The organism is Pedobacter cryoconitis, assembly GCF_001590605.1.
GTDB lineage: Bacteria > Bacteroidota > Bacteroidia > Sphingobacteriales > Sphingobacteriaceae > Pedobacter > Pedobacter cryoconitis_A.
Window position 1 is genome coordinate 1,995,818 of the sequence record NZ_CP014504.1, and the last position, 19,919, is coordinate 2,015,736.

17 protein-coding genes are annotated in these 19,919 nt (G+C 39.9%); 5 read left to right on the forward strand and 12 right to left on the reverse strand.

From position 1 onward, the window contains the following. Positions 1 to 29 precede the first annotated feature (29 nt). Positions 30 to 1,001, reverse strand: coding sequence for a PhoH family protein (locus AY601_RS08525; protein ID WP_068399228.1), 972 nt, complete (start codon positions 999 to 1,001; stop codon positions 30 to 32). Positions 1,002 to 1,102: 101 nt separating this feature from the next. On the opposite strand from AY601_RS08525, the gene AY601_RS08530 reads away from it, so the two are divergent. After that, on the forward strand, positions 1,103 to 1,882 hold the full coding sequence (locus AY601_RS08530) for an SAM hydrolase/SAM-dependent halogenase family protein (RefSeq protein WP_068399230.1): 780 nt from the start codon (positions 1,103 to 1,105) through the stop codon (positions 1,880 to 1,882). 91 nt (positions 1,883 to 1,973) lie between these two features. Then, the gene (locus AY601_RS08535) at positions 1,974 to 2,486 is read left to right on the forward strand and encodes a hypothetical protein (RefSeq protein WP_068399238.1); all 513 of its coding nucleotides are present in this window, start codon (positions 1,974 to 1,976) and stop codon (positions 2,484 to 2,486) included. Here the strand turns inward: AY601_RS08535 and AY601_RS08540 are convergent. The 4 genes from AY601_RS08540 to rpe form a co-directional block, all read right to left on the reverse strand. Further along, positions 2,483 to 3,673, reverse strand: coding sequence for a DUF1015 domain-containing protein (locus AY601_RS08540; protein ID WP_068407334.1), 1,191 nt, complete (start codon positions 3,671 to 3,673; stop codon positions 2,483 to 2,485). The genes AY601_RS08535 and AY601_RS08540 overlap by 4 nt on opposite strands. A gap of 76 nt (positions 3,674 to 3,749) precedes the next feature. Next, on the reverse strand, positions 3,750 to 4,700 hold the full coding sequence (locus AY601_RS08545; protein ID WP_198163650.1) for a D-2-hydroxyacid dehydrogenase: 951 nt from the start codon (positions 4,698 to 4,700) through the stop codon (positions 3,750 to 3,752). 6 nt (positions 4,701 to 4,706) lie between these two features. Then, complete coding sequence (serC, locus tag AY601_RS08550; protein ID WP_068399240.1) at positions 4,707 to 5,774, reverse strand: 3-phosphoserine/phosphohydroxythreonine transaminase; 1,068 nt, start codon at positions 5,772 to 5,774, stop codon at positions 4,707 to 4,709. Positions 5,775 to 5,860: 86 nt separating this feature from the next. After that, positions 5,861 to 6,535 (reverse strand): ribulose-phosphate 3-epimerase, encoded by a 675-nt coding sequence (gene rpe, locus AY601_RS08555; RefSeq protein WP_068399243.1) that lies wholly within the window; start codon positions 6,533 to 6,535, stop codon positions 5,861 to 5,863. 267 nt (positions 6,536 to 6,802) lie between these two features. Here rpe and AY601_RS08560 point away from each other — a divergent pair, with 267 nt between their 5' ends. Continuing rightward, the gene (locus AY601_RS08560; protein ID WP_068399249.1) at positions 6,803 to 9,169 is read left to right on the forward strand and encodes an ABC transporter permease; all 2,367 of its coding nucleotides are present in this window, start codon (positions 6,803 to 6,805) and stop codon (positions 9,167 to 9,169) included. A gap of 74 nt (positions 9,170 to 9,243) precedes the next feature. Here the strand turns inward: AY601_RS08560 and pnp are convergent, their stop codons facing one another. Both pnp and rpsO read right to left on the reverse strand, forming a co-directional pair. Beyond that, on the reverse strand, positions 9,244 to 11,388 hold the full coding sequence (pnp, locus tag AY601_RS08565) for a polyribonucleotide nucleotidyltransferase (protein ID WP_068399252.1): 2,145 nt from the start codon (positions 11,386 to 11,388) through the stop codon (positions 9,244 to 9,246). Between the two features lie 116 nt (positions 11,389 to 11,504). Next, the gene (rpsO, locus tag AY601_RS08570; protein WP_068399255.1) at positions 11,505 to 11,810 is read right to left on the reverse strand and encodes a 30S ribosomal protein S15; all 306 of its coding nucleotides are present in this window, start codon (positions 11,808 to 11,810) and stop codon (positions 11,505 to 11,507) included. A 127-nt stretch (positions 11,811 to 11,937) separates the two neighbouring features. On the opposite strand from rpsO, the gene AY601_RS08575 reads away from it, so the two are divergent. Further along, positions 11,938 to 12,357: an acyl-CoA thioesterase gene (locus AY601_RS08575; RefSeq protein WP_068399264.1), complete on the forward strand. Its 420-nt coding sequence runs from the start codon at positions 11,938 to 11,940 to the stop codon at positions 12,355 to 12,357. A gap of 123 nt (positions 12,358 to 12,480) precedes the next feature. Then, the gene (locus tag AY601_RS08580) at positions 12,481 to 13,899 is read left to right on the forward strand and encodes an MATE family efflux transporter (RefSeq protein WP_068399268.1); all 1,419 of its coding nucleotides are present in this window, start codon (positions 12,481 to 12,483) and stop codon (positions 13,897 to 13,899) included. Between the two features lie 97 nt (positions 13,900 to 13,996). On the opposite strand, the gene AY601_RS08585 is transcribed toward AY601_RS08580, so the two are convergent. The 5 genes from AY601_RS08585 to AY601_RS08605 all read right to left on the reverse strand — a co-directional run bounded on the left by AY601_RS08585 (position 13,997) and on the right by AY601_RS08605 (position 19,869). Beyond that, the gene (locus tag AY601_RS08585; protein ID WP_068399271.1) at positions 13,997 to 15,286 is read right to left on the reverse strand and encodes an HlyD family secretion protein; all 1,290 of its coding nucleotides are present in this window, start codon (positions 15,284 to 15,286) and stop codon (positions 13,997 to 13,999) included. Positions 15,287 to 15,310: 24 nt separating this feature from the next. Further along, on the reverse strand, positions 15,311 to 17,497 hold the full coding sequence (locus AY601_RS08590; RefSeq protein ID WP_084359528.1) for a peptidase domain-containing ABC transporter: 2,187 nt from the start codon (positions 17,495 to 17,497) through the stop codon (positions 15,311 to 15,313). 290 nt (positions 17,498 to 17,787) lie between these two features. Continuing rightward, positions 17,788 to 18,132 carry a DUF983 domain-containing protein gene (locus tag AY601_RS08595; protein ID WP_317047983.1) on the reverse strand — a complete coding sequence of 115 codons (345 nt, stop codon included), beginning with the start codon at positions 18,130 to 18,132 and terminating at the stop codon, positions 17,788 to 17,790. A 125-nt stretch (positions 18,133 to 18,257) separates the two neighbouring features. After that, the gene (locus AY601_RS08600) at positions 18,258 to 18,872 is read right to left on the reverse strand and encodes a Crp/Fnr family transcriptional regulator (RefSeq protein WP_068399277.1); all 615 of its coding nucleotides are present in this window, start codon (positions 18,870 to 18,872) and stop codon (positions 18,258 to 18,260) included. A gap of 10 nt (positions 18,873 to 18,882) precedes the next feature. Then, positions 18,883 to 19,869, reverse strand: a complete 987-nt coding sequence (locus tag AY601_RS08605) for a D-alanine--D-alanine ligase (RefSeq protein WP_068399280.1) — start codon at positions 19,867 to 19,869, stop codon at positions 18,883 to 18,885. Positions 19,870 to 19,919: the final 50 nt, after the last annotated feature.

A 19,919-nucleotide genomic window follows, 5' to 3' on the forward strand; every position in this document is an offset into this window, starting at 1 on the left:
GATGGATCACATCAATTATTGTTTATAAATTACTGTATATCTCCGTATGCCTTCAATATCCTTTTCACCAGCTTATGCCTTACCACATCCTCCCCTGTCAGGTAAATGATTTCAATACCCGGAATATCATCCAGAATACGCAAAGCATTATGCAAACCCGACATCTGTTTCTTTGGTAAATCAATCTGCGTCACATCACCAGTAACGATGAACTTCGCAGAAGGCCCCATACGCGTTAAAAACATCTTCAACTGTAAATCCGTTGAATTCTGTGCCTCGTCCAAAATTACAAAACAATTATCCAAAGTACGGCCACGCATAAATGCAAGCGGTGCAATTTCAATCGTTCTGTTCTCTAAATACAACTTCAGCTTTTCTGCCGGGATCATATCATCAAGCGCATCATACAGCGGGCGAAGATAAGGATCTACTTTCTCTTTTAAATCACCAGGTAAAAAGCCTAAGCTCTCCCCAGCCTCTACAGCCGGCCTGGTCAGGATAATTCTTTTAATCTCTTTATTTTTCAATGCCCGTACAGCAAGCGCTACCGCCGTGTACGTTTTACCAGTCCCCGCAGGGCCGATTGCAAAAAGCACATCATTCTTCACAATGCTGTCAACCATCCGGCGCTGATTGGCCGTCCGGGCCTTGATCATCATACCGCTATTCCCGAAGACAATGACTTCTCCACCGCCACCACCATTCACTTTTTCCGGTGCAGCATCAGCACCATAAGCATCAGCGTTATATTTAAACGCTAAAATTGATTCAATATCACCCGGACTTAAAGAGCCATATTGCTCCAGATGTCCGACCAATTTACCAAACTTTTTCTCAAAGAGTTTCTGCTCACCTTCATCCCCTAACACCTTAACCTCGTTGCCTCTGGCAACAACTTTCAGTTTAGGGAATGCATGTTTGATCAACTCATAATGCTCGTTGTTCGCACCCCAGAATTGTACCGGATCTACTGTTTCTAATGTTAGTTTTAGTTCGTTCAAAATATTGTTTTTTAGATTGGAGTGTATATTTTGATATAAAAGTTGAATATTTGTAGCGCTTTACCGCATACGCAAGAATAAGAATAAATATTCAATTTTTAATGGCCATTATCACTTTAACAACAGATTTAGGATCCAAAGATTTTTATCAGGCTGCCCTCAAAGGCAGTATCCTGACGATCTTGCCTACAGCTACTATTGTTGATATTACCCATGAAGTTCCATCCTTCAATATCTCTTACGCAGCCTTTGTATTAAAGAATGTTTACCACTATTTCCCTAAAGGCACTGTGCATCTGATAGGTATAGATTCTGTCTTCAGTGAAAATACAAAATATATAGGATTAAAATACCACGATCATTATTTTGTCGGCGCCGATAACGGAATTTTTTCTTTACTATTTGACGGCAAACCCGATGAAATCGTAGAACTCAATATTATGCAGGATTTAAAATACCTGCACTTCCCGCTCGTTGATATTTTTGTTAAAGCAGCCATTCACCTCGCAAAAGGTGGAAAGCTGAAAGACATAGGTTTACCAACAGCAAACATCGAAGAAAAGATGCTGCTTAACCCAGTTATCGAACAAGATATGATCAGAGGAAGCGTAATTTATATTGACACTTTCTGCAACGTCATTACCAATATAACCAAAGAACTATTTACTAAAATACAGCGAAACAGAGACTTCACCCTCTTTTTTCGGAAAAGCGAAACCATTACCCAGCTCAGCTGGCACTACAACGAAGTTTCCGAAGGAGAGAAATTATGCCTTTTCGGGATCAGTAACCATTTGGAAATCGCCATTAACAAAGGCAAAGCAAGCGGGTTACTCGGCCTGCACCTGGGTGACATCGTTCGTATCCAGTTTCACCCCTAAGCCGGGTTAAAATTCAGCTGAATCAGCAGAAACCCCTTTTATAAACCAACATAAGGCACAGATTTTGCTTTATAGACCAAAATATTTTACTATGATCAGACCTCTCCTGCTATTTATATGTTTAAGCATTAGTATTAGTGCCTCAGCCGTACAAAGTGACACCTCTGCCTATCAAGTGCAACGCTCAAAGATAAACGCCCTGCTTGCAGAGCGAAGTGCCAAATTCGGTCAGTACGATTTAAGCCTGAGCGCAAGGACCGGAATCTTCGGCCTGCAAACTAAAAATGACCTGAAGAATTCTAATGAAATATTGCGAGGTATCATCCTGAATGACAATAACATATTCAGAGAACTTAAAGTATTAATGAACTATAAAGATCAAGAAGTACAACAAGTGCAAACCAATGCAGGTAACAACGCAAAACGTATTGAAAGCTATATGCAGGCTATCAAAAAATTACAAGAACAGAATGACGAACTGAAGAAAAAGACAGAAGTTATTACAGCAGAAAAAAATACAGAAACCTATTCCATTATTTTATTAATCCTGATTATTATTATCGGAAGTATCTTCTTCTACAGTAAAATCCGTAAAAAATCTTAAATACAATAATTAGTCAGCATGCCTACCAAAAACTTGGGCTCTATCCACGTAGACTTTGGAGGCATGGTCTTATTCGCATCCGCAACATTGATAATCTGTTCCACAGAAACCGCATACAATGTAAATGCCACTGCATAAAGACTATTGTCAACCATTTTCTGAATTTCCACTAAAGGCGTGATCCCTCCTTCAAAAGTTACCCTCGCATTGGTACGCGGATCATCAATCCCCAATACAGGGCCTAGAAGCTGATGCTGTAAAATACTCACATCCAGTAAATCTACAGGATCATTCGCATCATAAGCATCCTCTTTTGGAGATAAAACATACCACTGCTTATCCAAATACATTCCAATACGATGCAACTGATCCGGATCTACTGGCTCCTCAGATTTTTCAATTGTAAAAGCATGCTCCAGCCTGGATAGAAAATCTGCAGTCGTTAATCCATTCAAATCCCTTACCAGCCTGTTGAACTGTAAAACCCTGATTTCATCCGTATTCATAAATACAGTAGAGAAATAATCCATTTTTGACATGGCTGCCGCGCGATGATGACCATCTGCAATATATACAGCCTCTATCTGCCCTATTTCACTGGTAATTAAATTAATATCCGCCTCATCATCAATTAACCAAACCTTATGTCCGGTCAGATCCGTAAATATAAAATCAATGACCGGCAGCTCCTGCACATACTTTCCGATCAGTTCATCTATAGCCCGCACCGGATGGTACGTAATCAATACCGGATTTGCATCCAGCCCTGTATGATGCAAATAATCAGCCAGCTGCTTCTCCCTTCTTTCTACCGTTAGCTCATGCTTTTTAATGCTTCCATCCAGATAACTCTGCACATCACTTAAAGCCCACAAACCTTTCTGCGTAACCCCATTACAAGTAACCTGGTAAATATAATAACAAGACCGGTTAACCGGAACAAGCACATTACCACTCAAAAAAGAATCGAAGTTTTCAGCAATCTTCCGGAAGATTAGTTCCTGGCTCATATCACGCAAATAAGCATGGTCCAAAGCCGGACTAATTAAATGAAGAAAGCTATAATTGTTTTCAGAAGCGATTAACTTTGCCTCACCCATACTATAATACTCAAGGGGACGTGTTACCACAGAAGACTGCAAATGTGCAGCAGGAATAAGCGCTGAAAAAGGCTTTATTAAAGGCATGAAACAGGTGTTATTTGGTTTGGGACCGAATATAATCAAATCCCAAACCATTTAACTTATTTTCCTGTTTTAATAATTATTTTTTAAAATGTGCAATAATCAATGAAGCTAATTCTTCACCAATACGCTCCTGTGCTTCGTTCGTTGCAGCACCAATATGCGGTGTTAACGAAATTTTAGGATGCTTTAAAATCGCCTCTAAAGGAGTAGGCTCATTGTCAAACACATCTAATCCAGCAAAAGCAACTTTAGCACTATCCAGCGCATTAATCAATGCCTGCTCATCAATAGTACCACCTCTTGAACAATTCACCACACCGACTCCTGGTTTCATTAAATCGAACTCAGCAGCACCTAATATAGGACGGTCAGCAAAAGGCGTATGTAAAGTAATGAAATCACTATTTTTGATCACTTCTTCCAGACTTACTGTTTTCACAGGAATATCAAGACTTAAATCACCCTGAAACTTCAAAGTTAATTTACCATCAAAAGGATAAAGATCATAAGCAAGCACATTCATACCCAAGCCTAAAGCTAAAGTAGCCGTCTCTCTTCCAATTCTGCCAAAACCAATGATCCCCAAAGTTTTACCTCTAAGCTCAGTACCTTTCGCATAATCCTTTTTCAGTTTATTGAAACTTGTAGCCCCCTCAACAGGCATTTTGCGGTTAGCATCCTGTAAAAAACGGATACCAGTAAATAAATGTGCAAAAACCAATTCAGCAACAGACAAAGAAGAAGCAGCTGGCGTATTTACCACCGCACGACCTTGTTCACGCGCATAATCCACATCAATATTATCCATCCCTACTCCACCTCTGCCAATCAGCTTCAAATTTGGACAAGCATCAATTACATCTTTACGGACTTTCGTTGCGCTTCTAACCGTAATTGCATCATAATTTTGCAGGGCTTCAATCAATTTATCCTGAGCAACAGTTTCTGTATCTACAATAAAACCGGCTTCTTCTAACAATCGTTTTCCGATAGGATCGATCCCATCGTTTGCAAGTATCTTAATCATTAAATTTTATTTTGGGTGTTTCTCTGCAAAAACCTGCATCAATTCCACTAGTCTGTGTACGCTTGTAATTGGTAACGCATTGTAAATAGAAGCTCTGAATCCACCTACACTTCTATGTCCTTTAAGTCCTTCAACATCATTTTCTTCTACAAATTTCAGGAATGGTTTCTCCAGTTCAGGATTTTCCATCACAAAACAGATATTCATTCTTGAACGGTCTTCGACAACAGCAGTACCCTTAAATAAAGGATTTCTGTCAATCTCCATATATAAAGCATTCGCTTTCGCAATGTTCTCTTTTTCAATCTCCGCAACACCACCTTTAGATTTTAACCATCTCAGGTTCAACATTGCTACATAAATTGCAAAAACAGGAGGCGTATTGTACATAGAACCACCTTCAATATGAACCTTATAATCTAACATAGAAGGGATCTTATTGGTAGTTTTACCTAAAATCTCATCCTTAACGATTACTAAAACTGAACCAGCAGGGCCAATATTCTTTTGTGAACCAGCATAAATCAGATCGTATTGTGAAACATCGATCACTCTGCTCATAATGTCTGAAGACATATCGCAAACAACCGGCACTTTAGTTTCAGGCAAGCTGAACATTTCAGTACCATAAATTGTGTTATTCGAAGTACAATGGAAATACGCACTATCTTCAGGAATAGAATATCCCTTAGGTACATAGTTAAAGTTAGCGTCCTTTGAAGAAGCCACTACATTTGCAGTACCAAAGTTTTTCACTTCCTTAATAGCTTTGTTAGCCCATACACCAGTCTCCAGGTAAGTTGCAGTTTGCCCTTCGCTTAACAAGTTCATAGGAACCATGGCAAACTGTAAACTCGCACCACCCTGTAAGAATAAAACGGAGTATCCTTCCGGTACATTTAACAACTCTTTAACCAACTTAACAGCTTCAGCTAATACGGCCTCGAACTCTGGTGTACGGTGGGAAATCTCTAAAATCGATAACCCATCCTTAAAATCTAAAACGGCTTGTGACGCCTGTCTAAACACTTCCTGAGGTAAAATACAGGGGCCTGCTCCAAAATTATGTCTCATTTTATATGCTAATTAATTATTGTAAATGTAATTGTTTTATCCAAATAATATTTGGTTTTTTGAAATAACTACTAAACGAATGGATTTTATATACTGCGCAGAGCGGATGCTGATATATCCTTCATGGTCTCTATCATTTCCAAAGGCGACTCAGCGCTGAAAATAGCATTTCCAGCTACAAAAACATCAGCACCAGCAGCAATTAAATCACCCATGTTCTGGATACTCACACCACCGTCTACCTCAATCAGTAAACCCGGATTTACAGCAGCAGCCATTGCTTTCAGCCTTCTTATTTTGAGCAGCGTATTGGGGATAAACTGCTGTCCGCCAAAACCAGGATTCACAGACATGATCAATACCATATCCAATACCGGAAGGATATCAATCAGTAACTCTACAGGCGTATGCGGGTTGAGCGCCACACAAGCTTTCGCTCCGGTTTTATGGATCGCCTGAACCGTTTTGTTCAAATGCACACAAGCCTCATAATGTACCGTAATACTATTGGCACCTGCCGCTGCAAACTGCTCAATGTACAAATCAGGATTTACAATCATCAAATGGACATCCAAAGGCTTCTTTGCATGTTTTTTAAGCGCCTCCATCACTGGAAAACCGAAAGAAATGTTCGGCACAAATACGCCATCCATAATATCTACATGAAACCAATCTGCAGCGCTGGAATTAATCATTTCTATATCGCGTTGTAAATTGGCAAAATCAGCAGAAAGTACAGAGGGGGCAATCAGGTGTTTCATGTGGTTAAATTGTAATGCTATTGAGAAAGTAAATATAAAAAAATAACCCGTTTATAGCGCAAATTCATCTAGATAAAAGGTACATTCAGCCAAAATTGTAATTCAGAAAACGGACGTATAATTACGAAATCGTACACCTGCTGTTCATTTACGGGCAGTTTAAAATTCACAGGAATTAAAAATCGTCGTTTATGCCACCAACAACCACTTAGCAAGCAAATGGCATACGTTTAGCTTTTGGCACGAAAAGAATATAACCTCAATTACATGTTTAGACTTGACCTTAAAATAGCTTTACGGAGCCTTTGGAAAAATAAAGGATATACCATAATTAATATAGGAGGCCTGGCCATCGGGCTGGCCAGCTGTATGATCCTTTTACTCTATGTCGCCTACGAATGGAGTTACGACAAACAGTTCACGAACTATGATAAAACTTACGTCATTTATAACAACTCTAAAGCCAGCACACAAACCTTTAGCTGGGCATGGACACCAGGCGCTATGGCCGATGAAGTGCGGACTAAAATAACAGGCGTTGCCTATTCCTCCCACTCCACCTACCCACAAGAAGAACTGATCAGTAATGGAGAAAAGAACTTCAAGAAAAAAGCCGTTTACACAGACCCAACCTTCCTGAAAATATTTGATTACAAATTTATTAAAGGAAACCCAAATACAGTGCTAACCAACATCAACTCGGTTATTCTGACTAAGACCATGGCTAAAAATCTCTTTGGCGATGAAGACCCCATTAACAAAACAGTAAAATTACAGCATACCGAAGTCTTAAAAGTAGAAGCCGTAATTGAAGATGTTCCCATCAACAGCAGTATTCAATTCGACTACCTGATGCCTTATGCCCTATTTCTCAAACAAAATCCCTGGGCAAAAGACATCAATTGGGGAAATAGCATGTGCCTGACCGTAATTCAGCTTCAAAGCAATACCTTTTTTGACAAAGCCAACAGTCAGATCAGGGATATTTTCAAAAACCACTCCAAAGACGCTACCAATGTAGGGCTGATGCATCCTTTAGCCAAATGGCATTTATACGATAATTTTGAGAACGGAAAATCCGTTGGAGGCAAAATAGATCAGCTCAGGATATTTCTGATCCTGGCCTTCTGTATACTTTTAATTGCCTGTGTAAACTTCATGAACCTTTCTACAGCCAAATCAGAAAAAAGAGCTAAAGAAGTTGGCGTCAGAAAGGCTATTGGCTCTTCAAGAGGAGCCCTGATTGGTCAGTTTATGATAGAATCTGTTTTACTCTCTTTTATGGCGATGCTGGTTGCTTTTATTTTAATGGAGATCAGTCTTCCCTACTTTAATGCCCTGTTAAACATTAAACTGACTATCAATTATTACAATTGGATATTCTGGGTAGTGCTCATCAGCCTCACTGCATTCACAGGCTTTATAGCAGGAAGTTATCCAGCATTTTACCTCTCCTCCTTTGAACCCGTTAAAGTACTAAAGAGCTTCAGTACCGCAGGCAGCTCATCCCTTTCCGTAAGAAAAGCTTTAGTGGTCTTTCAATTCGTATTTGCAGCTTCTTTAATCATCTGTACAATCGTTATTTATCAGCAGCTCAACTTTATTAAAAACAAACCAATAGGTTATAACAGGGCCAGTTTAATAGAAATACCCATACAAGGAAATCTTGCAGGCAAAGAAAAACTAGCACTCTTAAAAGAAAAGTTACTTAAAACAGGAGCAGTTACCGGCGTAACCGCCTTTAGCAGAAGTATAAGTGAAGGCGGAAACAACACCTTTAACGTTTCCTGGCCAGGTAAAAACCCTAAAGAAGATGTCTTGTTCAATCACCGTGATGCAGGAGAAGATTTTGCAAAAACTGTGGGTTCCGAAATGGTCAATGGCAGAGATTTTTCTGCCCAATTTACCGCAGATTCTACCAATATAGTGGTTAATCAAGCAGCAGTGAAAGTAATGGGCTTGAAAAAACCCATAGGTACAGTTATCAATATTATGGGTAAACCCTTTACCATTATCGGTGTAATGAAAGACTTTGTCATGGAATCTCCCTACAAAAATGCAGCTCCTATGTTTATCAGCAATCGCATTGAGGGCGCTACTTATGTGATCGCCAAACTGAATCCTGCACAAAGCATCCTGAACGCGACCACAAAAGTTGACGAGGTAGTTAAAGCATTAAACCCTAATTTCCCGGTAGACAGGAAGTTTGTAGAGGATAGCTTCCAGCAGAAATTCCAGGATGAACGCTTATTAGGTATTCTATCTAACTGGTTTGGTGGCTTCGCTATTTTCATTTCCTGCCTTGGCTTATTAGGACTTGCCCTGTTCATGGCAGAACAAAGAAAAAAAGAAATCAGTATCCGTAAAGTTCTGGGCGCAACCACGCTGAATATCCTGACACTGCTCAACAAAGACTTCATTAAACTGGTCGCCATCGCTAACCTGATTGCCTTTCCCCTATCCTATATTATTATCAGCAAATGGTTATCAGCCTTTGAATTTAATGTAGGGATAACCATTCTGCCCTTTGCCATAGCTACAGGCTTGTCCCTGATCATCGCTATACTCACCGTTAGTGTACAATCAGTAAAAGTTGCCAAAGCTACCCCTATAGACTCCTTAAAACACGAATAGAGAAGATCTTAAACATAAAAAAACGCCTCACGAGATATTCGTGAGGCGTTTCCTATTTATATGTTAATGATAAACTAAGCAGGCTTAGTCTCTACACCTTCTGGTTTCGGAGGACGAGGCAATAAAGCTTTTCTGGAAAGTTTCATTTTACCTTGTTTATCAATATCTAACAATTTAACCTGGATTTTGTCACCTTCTTTAAGGACACCATCCATAGTTTCTAAACGTTCCCAGGCAATCTCAGAAATGTGAAGTAAACCATCTTTACCTGGCATAATCTCAACGAAAGCACCAAACGGCATGATAGATTTTACTTTACCATCATAAGTAGCACCTATGTCTGGTTTAGCAGCGATTGCGTTAATACGTTTAACAGCAGCATCAATAGCAGCTTTATTATCCGCGAAGATTTCAACGATACCTTTGTTACCAACCTCTTCAATAGAGATAGATGCGCCAGTTTCACGTTGCATTTCCTGAATAATTTTACCGCCTGGGCCGATTACAGCACCTATGAATTCCTTGTCAATACTTAAAGAAACGATACGAGGAGCGTGATCCTTGTAATCTTCACGTGGAGCAGAGATAGTTTTAGCCATCTCATTTAAGATATGTAAACGAGCCTCATTAGCTTGTTTCAGGGCAGCAGTTAAAACTTCCCATTTCAAACCATTGATTTTTAAGTCCATTTGACAAGCAACGATACCTTTTTCAGTACCAGTAACCTTAAAGTCCATATCACCTAAATGATCTTCATCACCAAGGATATCAGTAAGGATCGCATATTTACCAGTTTTCTCATCAGTAATTAATCCCATTGCAATACCCGAAACCGGAGCTTTGATTTTAATACCTGCATCCATTAATGCTAATGTACCAGCACAAACAGTTGCCATAGAAGAAGAACCGTTAGATTCAAGAATATCAGAAACGATACGGATTGTGTATGGGTTTTCTTCTAAACCTGGTAATACTTTTCTTAAAGAACGCATAGCCAAATGACCATGACCAATTTCACGACGGCCAGCACCTCTGTTCGGGCGAACTTCACCTGTAGAGAAACCTGGGAAATTGTAGTGCAATAAGAATTTGTTGTAACCATTAACGAAAGCACCATCAATCATTTGCTCATCGTCTTTAGAACCTAAAGTAACCGTAGTTAATGATTGAGTTTCGCCACGCGTAAATACTGCCGAACCGTGAGCAGAAGGCAAGTAACTTACCTCACTCCAGATAGGACGTACAGTACGTACATCACGACCATCTAAACGCATACCTTCGTCTAAAACAAGGTTACGGATAGCATCGTATTGTACATCATGGAAATATTTTTTAGCTAAGAAAGCAGTAACTGCATCAACCTCTTCACCAAGCGTTGCTACGAAAGCTGCTGAAATCTCAGCAAATTTCTCCGTACGCTCACCTTTAGAAGTCTGGCTTTTAGCCACAGCATAAACCTGATCATAAGTAGCCGCATAAACCTGCTCTTTTAATTCCGGGTTGCTATCTTCGTGTGAATACTCACGTTTTTTAGTTTTACCTACTGCCTCAGCAAGTTCTTTTTGAACTTTAACCTGAATAACGATCGCTTTATGTGCGAATTCGATAGCTTCAACCATTTCTTCTTCAGAAATTTCATCAGCTTCACCTTCAACCATAACGATGTCATTTTCAGTACCAGCTACTAAGAATTCTAAAGTAGCACGTTCTAAATCACTAACATATGGATTGATCACTAATTGACCATCAATTTTAGCCACACGAACTTCAGAGATTGGTCCGTTAAAAGGAATATCAGAAACAGCGATGGCAGCTGAAGCAGCTAAACCAGCCAATGAATCTGGCATTATATTTTTATCAGAAGAAATCAATGTGATCATTACCTGAGTATCAGAGTGATAATCTTCAGGGAACATCGGACGCAAAGCACGGTCAACCAGACGGGAGATTAAAACCTCATAGTCAGATAATCTAGCCTCACGACGTAAGAAACCACCTGGAATACGACCAGCAGCCGCATATTTTTCCTGGTAATCTACAGATAAAGGTAAAAAGTCAACACCAGCTTTAGCACCTACTGAAGAAACTACAGTCGCTAATAACATTGTGTCACCCATTCTTACCACAACGGATCCATCAGCCTGTTTAGCTAATTTTCCTGTTTCAATTTCGATGGTTCTTCCATCTCCAAGATCGAACGATTTTTTTATTACATTCATTTACAAATTGTTGCGGTGTGTTTTCCTCTTTCGACACACCAGATTTATATATTATATTTTTATATTTCAATTAAAAAAGCCATCCCTAAGAATGGCTTTTCTTGATATTTTAACGCTTATTTGCTATCTCTTGTCGAACCTAATGGTTTGATAATGTCTCTCAGCCCTAAAGCTTTGATAATAGCACGGTAACGATTGATATCTTTTTTAAACAGGTAAGCCAAAATACCACGGCGTTTACCTACTAATTTTTGAAGAGACAATTGAGTAGAAAAATCCTTACGGTTTTTCTTTAAGTGTCCTGTTAAGTGCGCGATACGGTAAGTGAATAACGCTACTTGTCCTTCAGCAGATCCTGTGTTAGTTTCTACTTCGCCGTGAGTTTTGAAAATGTCGGCTTTTACTTCTTTACTTAAATACATTGCTTGAATTATACTAAAGTGTATATTGATTAATTAATTACGCGCAAAGATAGTGTAAGTTTTCAGGATAAACACGTATCCTGATAAAATATTTCAATAACAAGTCCTCAAACTTTACTTTTGCACGATGGAAAAGACTGAATATAGTGTATTTGAGACAGAACTCAGCGTAAGGCCCGATGATATAGACATGTTTAACCATGTACACAACAGTAAATACTTTGACTACGTATTGGCCGCCCGTTACCATCAGATGGAGAAATTCTACAAAATGCCGATGGAAGACTTCTTGAAAAGCGGTTTCGGCTGGGTGGTCAGAACTGCCCACGTAGACTATAAAAGACCACTGATTTTAGGGGATCAGCTTAAAATAAGAACAGGCATTTTTACTATTAATGACAAAGGATGCCGCGTGCAATTTGAAATAGAAAACGTGCGTACAGGAAAAATAGCCTCAGATGGCTGGTTTGATTATGTTTTAATCGATACTATTACAGGAAAAGGCTGTAAAGTAAGTGAAGATATGATCCAGGCCTATTCTGTATAAAAAGCTCGTTGGTGTAAAAAACTTGTTCAGTGTACAAAAAAGCCTGTTCAGTGTGAAATGACAACTTTTATTACATAATTTATTTATATTGAACAGCCTATTATTGCATAGGATAATAATTACATGACAACACAACAAAACAGCTCTACCAGCAAAATATTTGACTTACTCAAACAAGCAATCCAGGGAAAAGAATTAGACTTTACCCAGGGCAGTATGCGCAGAGCTGTTTTACTGCTGGCCATCCCGATGATGCTCGAGATGATCATGGAATCTGTCTTTGCACTGGTAGACCTTTACTTTGTAGGCCATCTTCACAATAGCAGTGAAGCCATACAAACCGTTGGTTTAACAGAATCTGTACTGGCAATTATTTATTCCCTTGCAGTTGGGATGAGTATGGCAGCTACCGCGGTAGTAGCCAGAAGGATCGGAGAAAAAGATCCCGTTGCTGCTGCAAAAGCGGGGATGCAGGCTATATTAGTCGCTGTTGCCTTCAATCTGGCACTTAGCGTAGCTGGATTTATTTATGCGTCTGAAATCCTGATGCTGATGGGCGCTTCGGCAAGCACAGCTGCAGCAGGCACACCTTTCATCCAGATCATGATGTGCGGAAGCACTATTATAGTACTATTATTTCTGATCAACGGAATTTTCAGAGGCGCCGGAAATGCAGCTATTGCCATGAAAAGCTTATGGGTAGCCAATGTTGCCAATATCATTTTATGTCCGATACTTATTAATGGCTTTGGCCCTATTCCAGCTTTTGGATTAACCGGAGCTGCCATAGCAACAACGATAGGCAGAGGACTGGGCGTGTGTTACCAGGTCTATCAATTGATTAAAGGCAACGGTCAGTTAAAAATAAAACTAACCTATTTTATCCCTCAATCACAACAAATCATCTCACTGCTGAAAATTGCAGTTCCCGCTATATTCCAATTCGTCATCGCTTCCTGCAGCTGGATTTTCCTTGCACAACTGGTTGCCACTACAGGTGGAGATCACGGCTCAGCAGGTTATCAGACCGCATTAAGGCTCATGATGTTCTTTATGCTGCCAGCCTGGGGCTTAAGTGGGGCAGCCGCAACACTGGTTGGACAAAACCTGGGTGCAAAAAACCTGAAAAGAGCGGAAGATTCCGTATGGCAAACCACTAAGTATATCTTAATTTATATGGGGATAGCCATGGTGCTCTGCCTTTTGGCCGGACACTATTTCATCTCCTTCTTTACAGACGACGTCCTTATTCAGCAGGTAGCTGCCAGAGGACTGAACATGATGAGTGCAGGATTTCTATTTTATGGTGTAGGCATGGTCATGACCAGTACCTTTAACGGTGCAGGAGATACCACAACCCCTACGCTGATTAACTTCTTTGGCTTCTGGTTATTCCAGATCCCACTGGCATTTGTATTGGCTAAACATTTCAATATGGGGCCAGATGGTGTATTTATAGCGATCCCAGTTGCAGAAACAGGAATTGCCATTGCAGGATATTTGTTATTTAAAAAAGGCAGCTGGAAAACTAAGCAGGTTTAACGACCTGCTTAGTCAAGAGCGTTAATTTCCTTTAAAGCATTCCCCTTACTTATTCCCCCCACCCATTCAACTCCATACTTTAATGTACATTCCTCAACTATTCCCGCCCGTTCAACTCCTTAATAATATTCCTGTAAAACCGCTGCAACAGCGAACTCTCTTCAGTGATAATCTCTGCATTACCCAACATACCGTTTTTGAGTACTATTTTATGTAAATTATCTTTGCTTTCAAACGTCTTAAAGCCAACCTTGGCAATAAAAACACTATCTCTGAATGCCACATCCGAAATGTAATTGATGTTCCCTCTGATCATACCAAACTGCTCATAAGGATAACTATGCATCTTGATTAAAGTACGCTGACCAATACGGATCTTTCCCATATTATTCTGCGGAATCTGTATCTCCCCAAAAAAGTCAGTATTTCCAGGATTAATCACAAACAACTCCTGATTCACCGCCACACTCTGATTCTGCTGAATAACCCCGGCATAACCAAGCGTTCCGGAAACCGGCGCCAATACCACATACTGATTAATCCATACTTCCGTATCACTGATCACACTATTAATTGCCTGTAAAAACTTAGCCCGCTGCTCTGCGATCGTATTCTCAAGATCCAGAATTTCCTTTTCCTTGGTAGCATAAGCGACCGAATTATTCAATAAAGCCGTTTCAGTTTGCTGCAAAGGATATTTTCCAGATAAGTATTTATTTTCCTGTTCCTGAAACTCACTTTTCGAAATGACATTTTTAGCCATTAACTTTTGATAAGAAAGATACTGCTGCTCAATATTCGCATACTCCTTTTGCTGTATCTTCTGCTGGGTCATAATCTGGCTCTTAAGCCCCTTAATAGACTGCAAATCTCTTTCCAGATAAATACGCTTTTCCTGATAATAACCGCCCTTTTGAGTAGAAAGATATTTCACATATTCCTGGTAGAAATTCTGATAAGCAGCCTGCAATTCACCCAGATTACTATTTGGCGACAACAAAGACAGACTTAACGGTTTAGCGCTCAAAACCAACTCACGCAACGCCTTTAATTGCGCTGAAAGCTTAAGCACATCCCGGTGCGAACCCGTACTTTCCAAAAAAGCCAATGGTGCCCCTATTTCTACCTTTTTATTTTCTGGCAGCAACAACTCCATTAACTTACCCGCCCGCTTTGCATAAACAGGCTTAGGCGCATTGAGTGAATTAATTTTCAAACTCGTACTAATCACATCCGGATACCGGATAAAAGCAGCAAGCAGAATTATACTTAAGATGACAAAAAAGACAACCATAATACCCCGGCGAAGTATCCATGCCGGTACAGCCGTGATAATTTCATTCACCTCTTCACTATGATTCTCCTGATATATAGGTTCTTGTGGCATTTATATTCCGTGTAATTTGATCCGTTAATTCCCAAGTTCAAGCTGATTCCTGACCAGCTGATAATATTCACCCTTCAATGCGATCAGTTCAGCGTGCGTTCCCTCTTCCAGCATACGCCCCTTATCCAGCACCACAATATTGTCCGCATTTTTCACCGTACTCAAACGATGCGCAACAACCACCACCGTCCGGCCTTTAAAAAAGCTTTCCAGATTATCCATAATTACAGATTCATTTCTTGCATCGAGCGCATTTGTCGCTTCATCAAAAAACAAATAACGCGGATCCTTATAAACGGCCCGGGCAATTAAAATCCTTTGTTTCTGACCCTGGCTTATTCCATTTCCTTCAGACCCTATTTTAGTATTTAACCCTAAAGGCAAGCTCTGTATAAAATCATTGATATTAGCCACTTTCAAGGCATGCTGAAGCTTCGCATGGTCAGGATAACGATCACCAACAGCAATGTTGCGCGCAATAGAATCCGAGAAAATAAAACCATCCTGAGTAACCGCACCACACTGACCCCGCCAAAAACTAAAACCCATCTGGTTGAGATGTGTATTGCCAACATAAATATCCCCGCGCTGTACCTCATAAAAACGAAGTAATAACTTAAGAATAGTCGTTTTTCCACTACCACTCATCCCAACAATAGCCGTAGTTTTGCCCATTGGGATAGTCAGATTAATCTTAGACAGTACCGGCTCATTACCAGCACCAGGATAAGTAAAATCTACATTGTTCAAGCGAATACTACGGTCCTCTGGCAAATCCATTACAAAAGTCTGGTCTGCCGGTTCCTCATCCTCCAGTTCCCGGATCTCATTCAACCTTTCCAGAGAAATCTTAGCATCCTGCAACTGCTGCAGGAAACCAATCATCTGTTCAATAGGACTGTTCAGCTGGCCAATGATATATTGAATTGCCATCATCGCACCAAGCGTCAACTGCCCTTCTATCACCAGTTTGGCAACCAGAAAAGTAATCAGAATATTTTTTCCCTCGTTAATAAAGAATGCACCAACCTGCTGATACTGCCCCAGCGCCAGGCTTTTCACATTGAAACGAAACAATCTTGACTGTATCCGCTCCCACTCCCAGCGCTTATCCTGCTCACAATTGTTCAGCTTAATTTCCTGCATCCCATTAATCAGCTGTACAACCGTACTCTGGTTTTTAGAAGAAATATCAAAGCGCTTAAAATCAAGCTCCCTTCTTTTCTTTAAAAAAATCGTGACCCAACCCGTATACAAAGCAGTACTGATCGCAAAAACAACAAAAATGCTGATGTTATAATAAGCCAGCACTACAGAAAATATAACCAGGTTGAACATCGAAAAGATAATGCTCAATGTCGGGCCGGTCAGAAAAGTCTCAATACGCTTCTGATCATCCATCCGCTGTAAAATATCACCAGTCATCTTCGTATCGAAGAAAGACATCGGCAATTTCATCAGCTTGATCAGGAAATCAGTTAAAATAGAAATGTTAATCCTCGTACTAATATGCAGCAAAATCCACGCACGTATAAAATCAACACTCATCCGCCCGATAAAAAGCATCACCTGGGCAATCAGAATAATATAGATAAAATTAAGGTTGCGGGTATTAATCCCCACATCCACAACAGACTGTGTTAAAAAAGGAAGAATAATCTGTAACACACTACCCACCAAGAGCCCAGCAAAAAGCTGTAAAATCAGCTGCTTATACCGGTAGAAATATTTCAGCAGGTAACGGATATCCATCCCATCTTTTTTGTCTTCCTCCACCGCATAAAAATCCGGAGTCGGAGCTACAATTAAGACCACACCCTCCACGGCTCCCTCATTAAATGAACTCAGCCAATGCGATGAAATTTCTTTCTCATTATACCGGATCAAACCCTTTGCCGGGTCTGCCACCATGAATTGCCCATTTTTGATCTGATAAAGCACCACAAAATGATCCTGATCCCAATGCAGAATAGCAGGAAGATCTACCTGCTTCAGTACCTCTAAAGATAACCGCGCACCAGTAGTCCGGAAACCTATCTTTTCTGCAGCCTCACTGATCCCCAACAAAGAAACACCTTCCCGGTTAATCCCCGAAATTGCACGCAGACGCTGCAGACTTATATTTTTACCAAAATATTTGGCAATCATCCGGAGGCAGGTAGGCCCGCAATCCATCTGATCAAACTGCTTATAGAAAGTGAATTTTTTCAAAATTTTATTACCTAACAATAGCCAAACACAACCACAATAGCTTAATTTAAATAAAACAACAGTTAAAATAAAGCCATTTTACTATCTAAACAAGATCATATTTTTTTAAATATGCGAAATTCTTACCAAAGGATGCAAACATCTTCAGAAGATAGTTTTAGAGAAGGAAGTAAGTATTTGAAGAAGAGGTATTCTAAGCGTTGAAGATCAGCTAACCCCTGAAATTACAACAGTCCCTGCTTAGACAACAGGGACTGTTTATATACTTAAAAAAATAAGCTGCCGGAAAACTAAGCAGGTTTAATGACATTTTTTGGTTCATCACCACTGCCAGGAACATAACCCAACCCAGGGGTTAACCAATGTAAAAGCATTACCCTTGAATAGCGGTAATTAAACGGAGAACAGACAAATACTGTCAATAGCAAAATACCTACATAATACCATAGGTTATCATAAACAAGTGCTAAACCCAAAACATAAGTAGCTACACTTGCACTAATCATTTCTGCTACATTCATTGCATAACTAATAAACATTGACACATAGAAATATCCAGGCTCTCTTTCGAAACGAAGATTACAATGCGGGCAAAACTCATTAGTGATCTGTCCTTTGAACGAAAAAGAATACATTTTACCAGTAAATATGTCGCCCTGTCTACAACGGGGGCATTTACAATGGATGACGGCTTCTAACTTTGTAATAGGGACCATAACGTTAATTTTATTCGTAATAATTAATTAGACAAATTTAATCATTATAAAACATTCATTTTATGATCTGCATCATATCCTGTTTTAACAATCTTCCCGCGGATAAGTTTGAGCTCTCCGCTGGCAGCCAGTTTCTTTATCGTTCTGATCACAGTTTCCACTCTCAAACCACTCATATCGGCCAATGTTTGCCTTGTAATGTTCAATGCAGCGCCATCCTCCAGATCCTGAGACAAGTAATTGATCAACGTAAACAAGCGATGTTCTGCCTGCTCATTGGCCAGTTCCTCCAGCATCATAGATTTGTAAAATAACCTTTTACTCATGGTCATGATCAAATCCATACTGAAATCGCTGTTTTCTACGATCATTTTCAGGAAAGCCGGTTTATCCAGCTGAATCACTTCCGTATCACGCGATGCAATTGTATAAGCCAGATACGGACGGTCCAACAACAACGCAGGCTCCCCAAAAAGCTGTTTTGACTTAAAAACACCTTGAATAAACTCTCTCCCATCCTGGTTAACCGTTGCCATCCGAACCTCCCCGCTTTTAATAAAGTAGGCATATTTTGGATGCTGTCCGGGCTCATAGATCACTTCCCCTTTTTTATAAAGGGTAGTCTTGAAATGATGAGCTGTTAAATACTGAATATACATTTATAACTGCCTAACCAATAGTCTCTTTAATCAGTTTCGTGTAGAAATCATTCAGCTTCATACCAGATGCAGCTACCTGCTGAGGAATAAAGCTCGTTACCGTTTGCCCCGGAATCGTATTGATCTCAATAAAGTAGAAATCACCCTCATCACCCAGTAAAATAAAGTCAATCCTCACTACCCCTCTGCAATTCAATTTCGCGTAAACCGCTGTTGCAATTTCCTCTACTCTTTTTTTAGTCTCCGGGCGAATTGGTGCCGGCGTAGTTTCCACAGCCACACCCGGCGTGTATTTAGCCTCAAAATCAAAAAACTCTTTAGCCGTTTCTACTTCAGTAGCAGGCAGGACAGTAATTTTACCATCTAACTTCACCACACCTACCGTAAACTCGCGTCCTTCAATAAACTCTTCAATCAGTACTTGTTCATCCTCTTTAAAAGCCTTGTCAATAGCCGTTTGCAAATCATACTGATTTTTCACTTTACTCATTCCAATACTACTGCCACCATTGTTTGGTTTCACAAAATAAGGTAAGGTCAGTGAACTTTTAATATCAGCTAAATGATAAGGCGTATTTTTAAAGATCTGTACAGACTTAGCTACAAATAAATTCGGGATATCCTGTACAATTGACTTGGTATACCCTTTATTCATCGTCACTGCCGAAGTCAACGCATCACAAGTTGTATAAGGTAAATTCAGCATATCAAAATATCCCTGCAACTTACCATCCTCACCCGGAGCACCATGAATCGCAATAAACACCCCGTCAAAAGTGATCTTTCTTCCATTGTAAAGCACCGAAAAATCATTGCGGTCTACCTCTATTCTTACCGAATCTACCGGCTCATAAAACCAGCCCTGCTGCGTCAGCATAATTTTGTAAACATCAAACTTATCCGGATCCAGATTATGTGATATCGTTGCGGCGCTTTTTACAGAAATGACCCTTTCTCCTGTTGTACCTCCAGTTATTAATGCTATTACTTTCTTCATAAAATATATTTCTTTAACAGCCGTTATGAAGCCTTTATGCTTTCAGATTT

Coding starts and splice junctions, on each gene's coding strand:
- AY601_RS08535 (WP_068399238.1), top strand. CDS start 1,974: ATGATCAGACCTCTCCTGCTATTTATATGTTTAAGCATTAGTATTAGT.
- AY601_RS08585 (WP_068399271.1), bottom strand. CDS start 15,286: ATGCCACAAGAACCTATATATCAGGAGAATCATAGTGAAGAGGTGAAT.
- pnp (WP_068399252.1), bottom strand. CDS start 11,388: ATGAATGTAATAAAAAAATCGTTCGATCTTGGAGATGGAAGAACCATC.
- AY601_RS08560 (WP_068399249.1), top strand. CDS start 6,803: ATGTTTAGACTTGACCTTAAAATAGCTTTACGGAGCCTTTGGAAAAAT.
- AY601_RS08575 (WP_068399264.1), top strand. CDS start 11,938: ATGGAAAAGACTGAATATAGTGTATTTGAGACAGAACTCAGCGTAAGG.
- AY601_RS08600 (WP_068399277.1), bottom strand. CDS start 18,872: ATGTATATTCAGTATTTAACAGCTCATCATTTCAAGACTACCCTTTAT.
- AY601_RS08545 (WP_198163650.1), bottom strand. CDS start 4,700: ATGATTAAGATACTTGCAAACGATGGGATCGATCCTATCGGAAAACGA.
- rpsO (WP_068399255.1), bottom strand. CDS start 11,810: ATGTATTTAAGTAAAGAAGTAAAAGCCGACATTTTCAAAACTCACGGC.
- AY601_RS08580 (WP_068399268.1), top strand. CDS start 12,481: ATGACAACACAACAAAACAGCTCTACCAGCAAAATATTTGACTTACTC.
- AY601_RS08605 (WP_068399280.1), bottom strand. CDS start 19,869: ATGAAGAAAGTAATAGCATTAATAACTGGAGGTACAACAGGAGAAAGG.
- AY601_RS08530 (WP_068399230.1), top strand. CDS start 1,103: ATGGCCATTATCACTTTAACAACAGATTTAGGATCCAAAGATTTTTAT.
- AY601_RS08540 (WP_068407334.1), bottom strand. CDS start 3,673: ATGCCTTTAATAAAGCCTTTTTCAGCGCTTATTCCTGCTGCACATTTG.
- AY601_RS08595 (WP_317047983.1), bottom strand. CDS start 18,132: ATGTATTCTTTTTCGTTCAAAGGACAGATCACTAATGAGTTTTGCCCG.
- serC (WP_068399240.1), bottom strand. CDS start 5,774: ATGAGACATAATTTTGGAGCAGGCCCCTGTATTTTACCTCAGGAAGTG.
- rpe (WP_068399243.1), bottom strand. CDS start 6,535: ATGAAACACCTGATTGCCCCCTCTGTACTTTCTGCTGATTTTGCCAAT.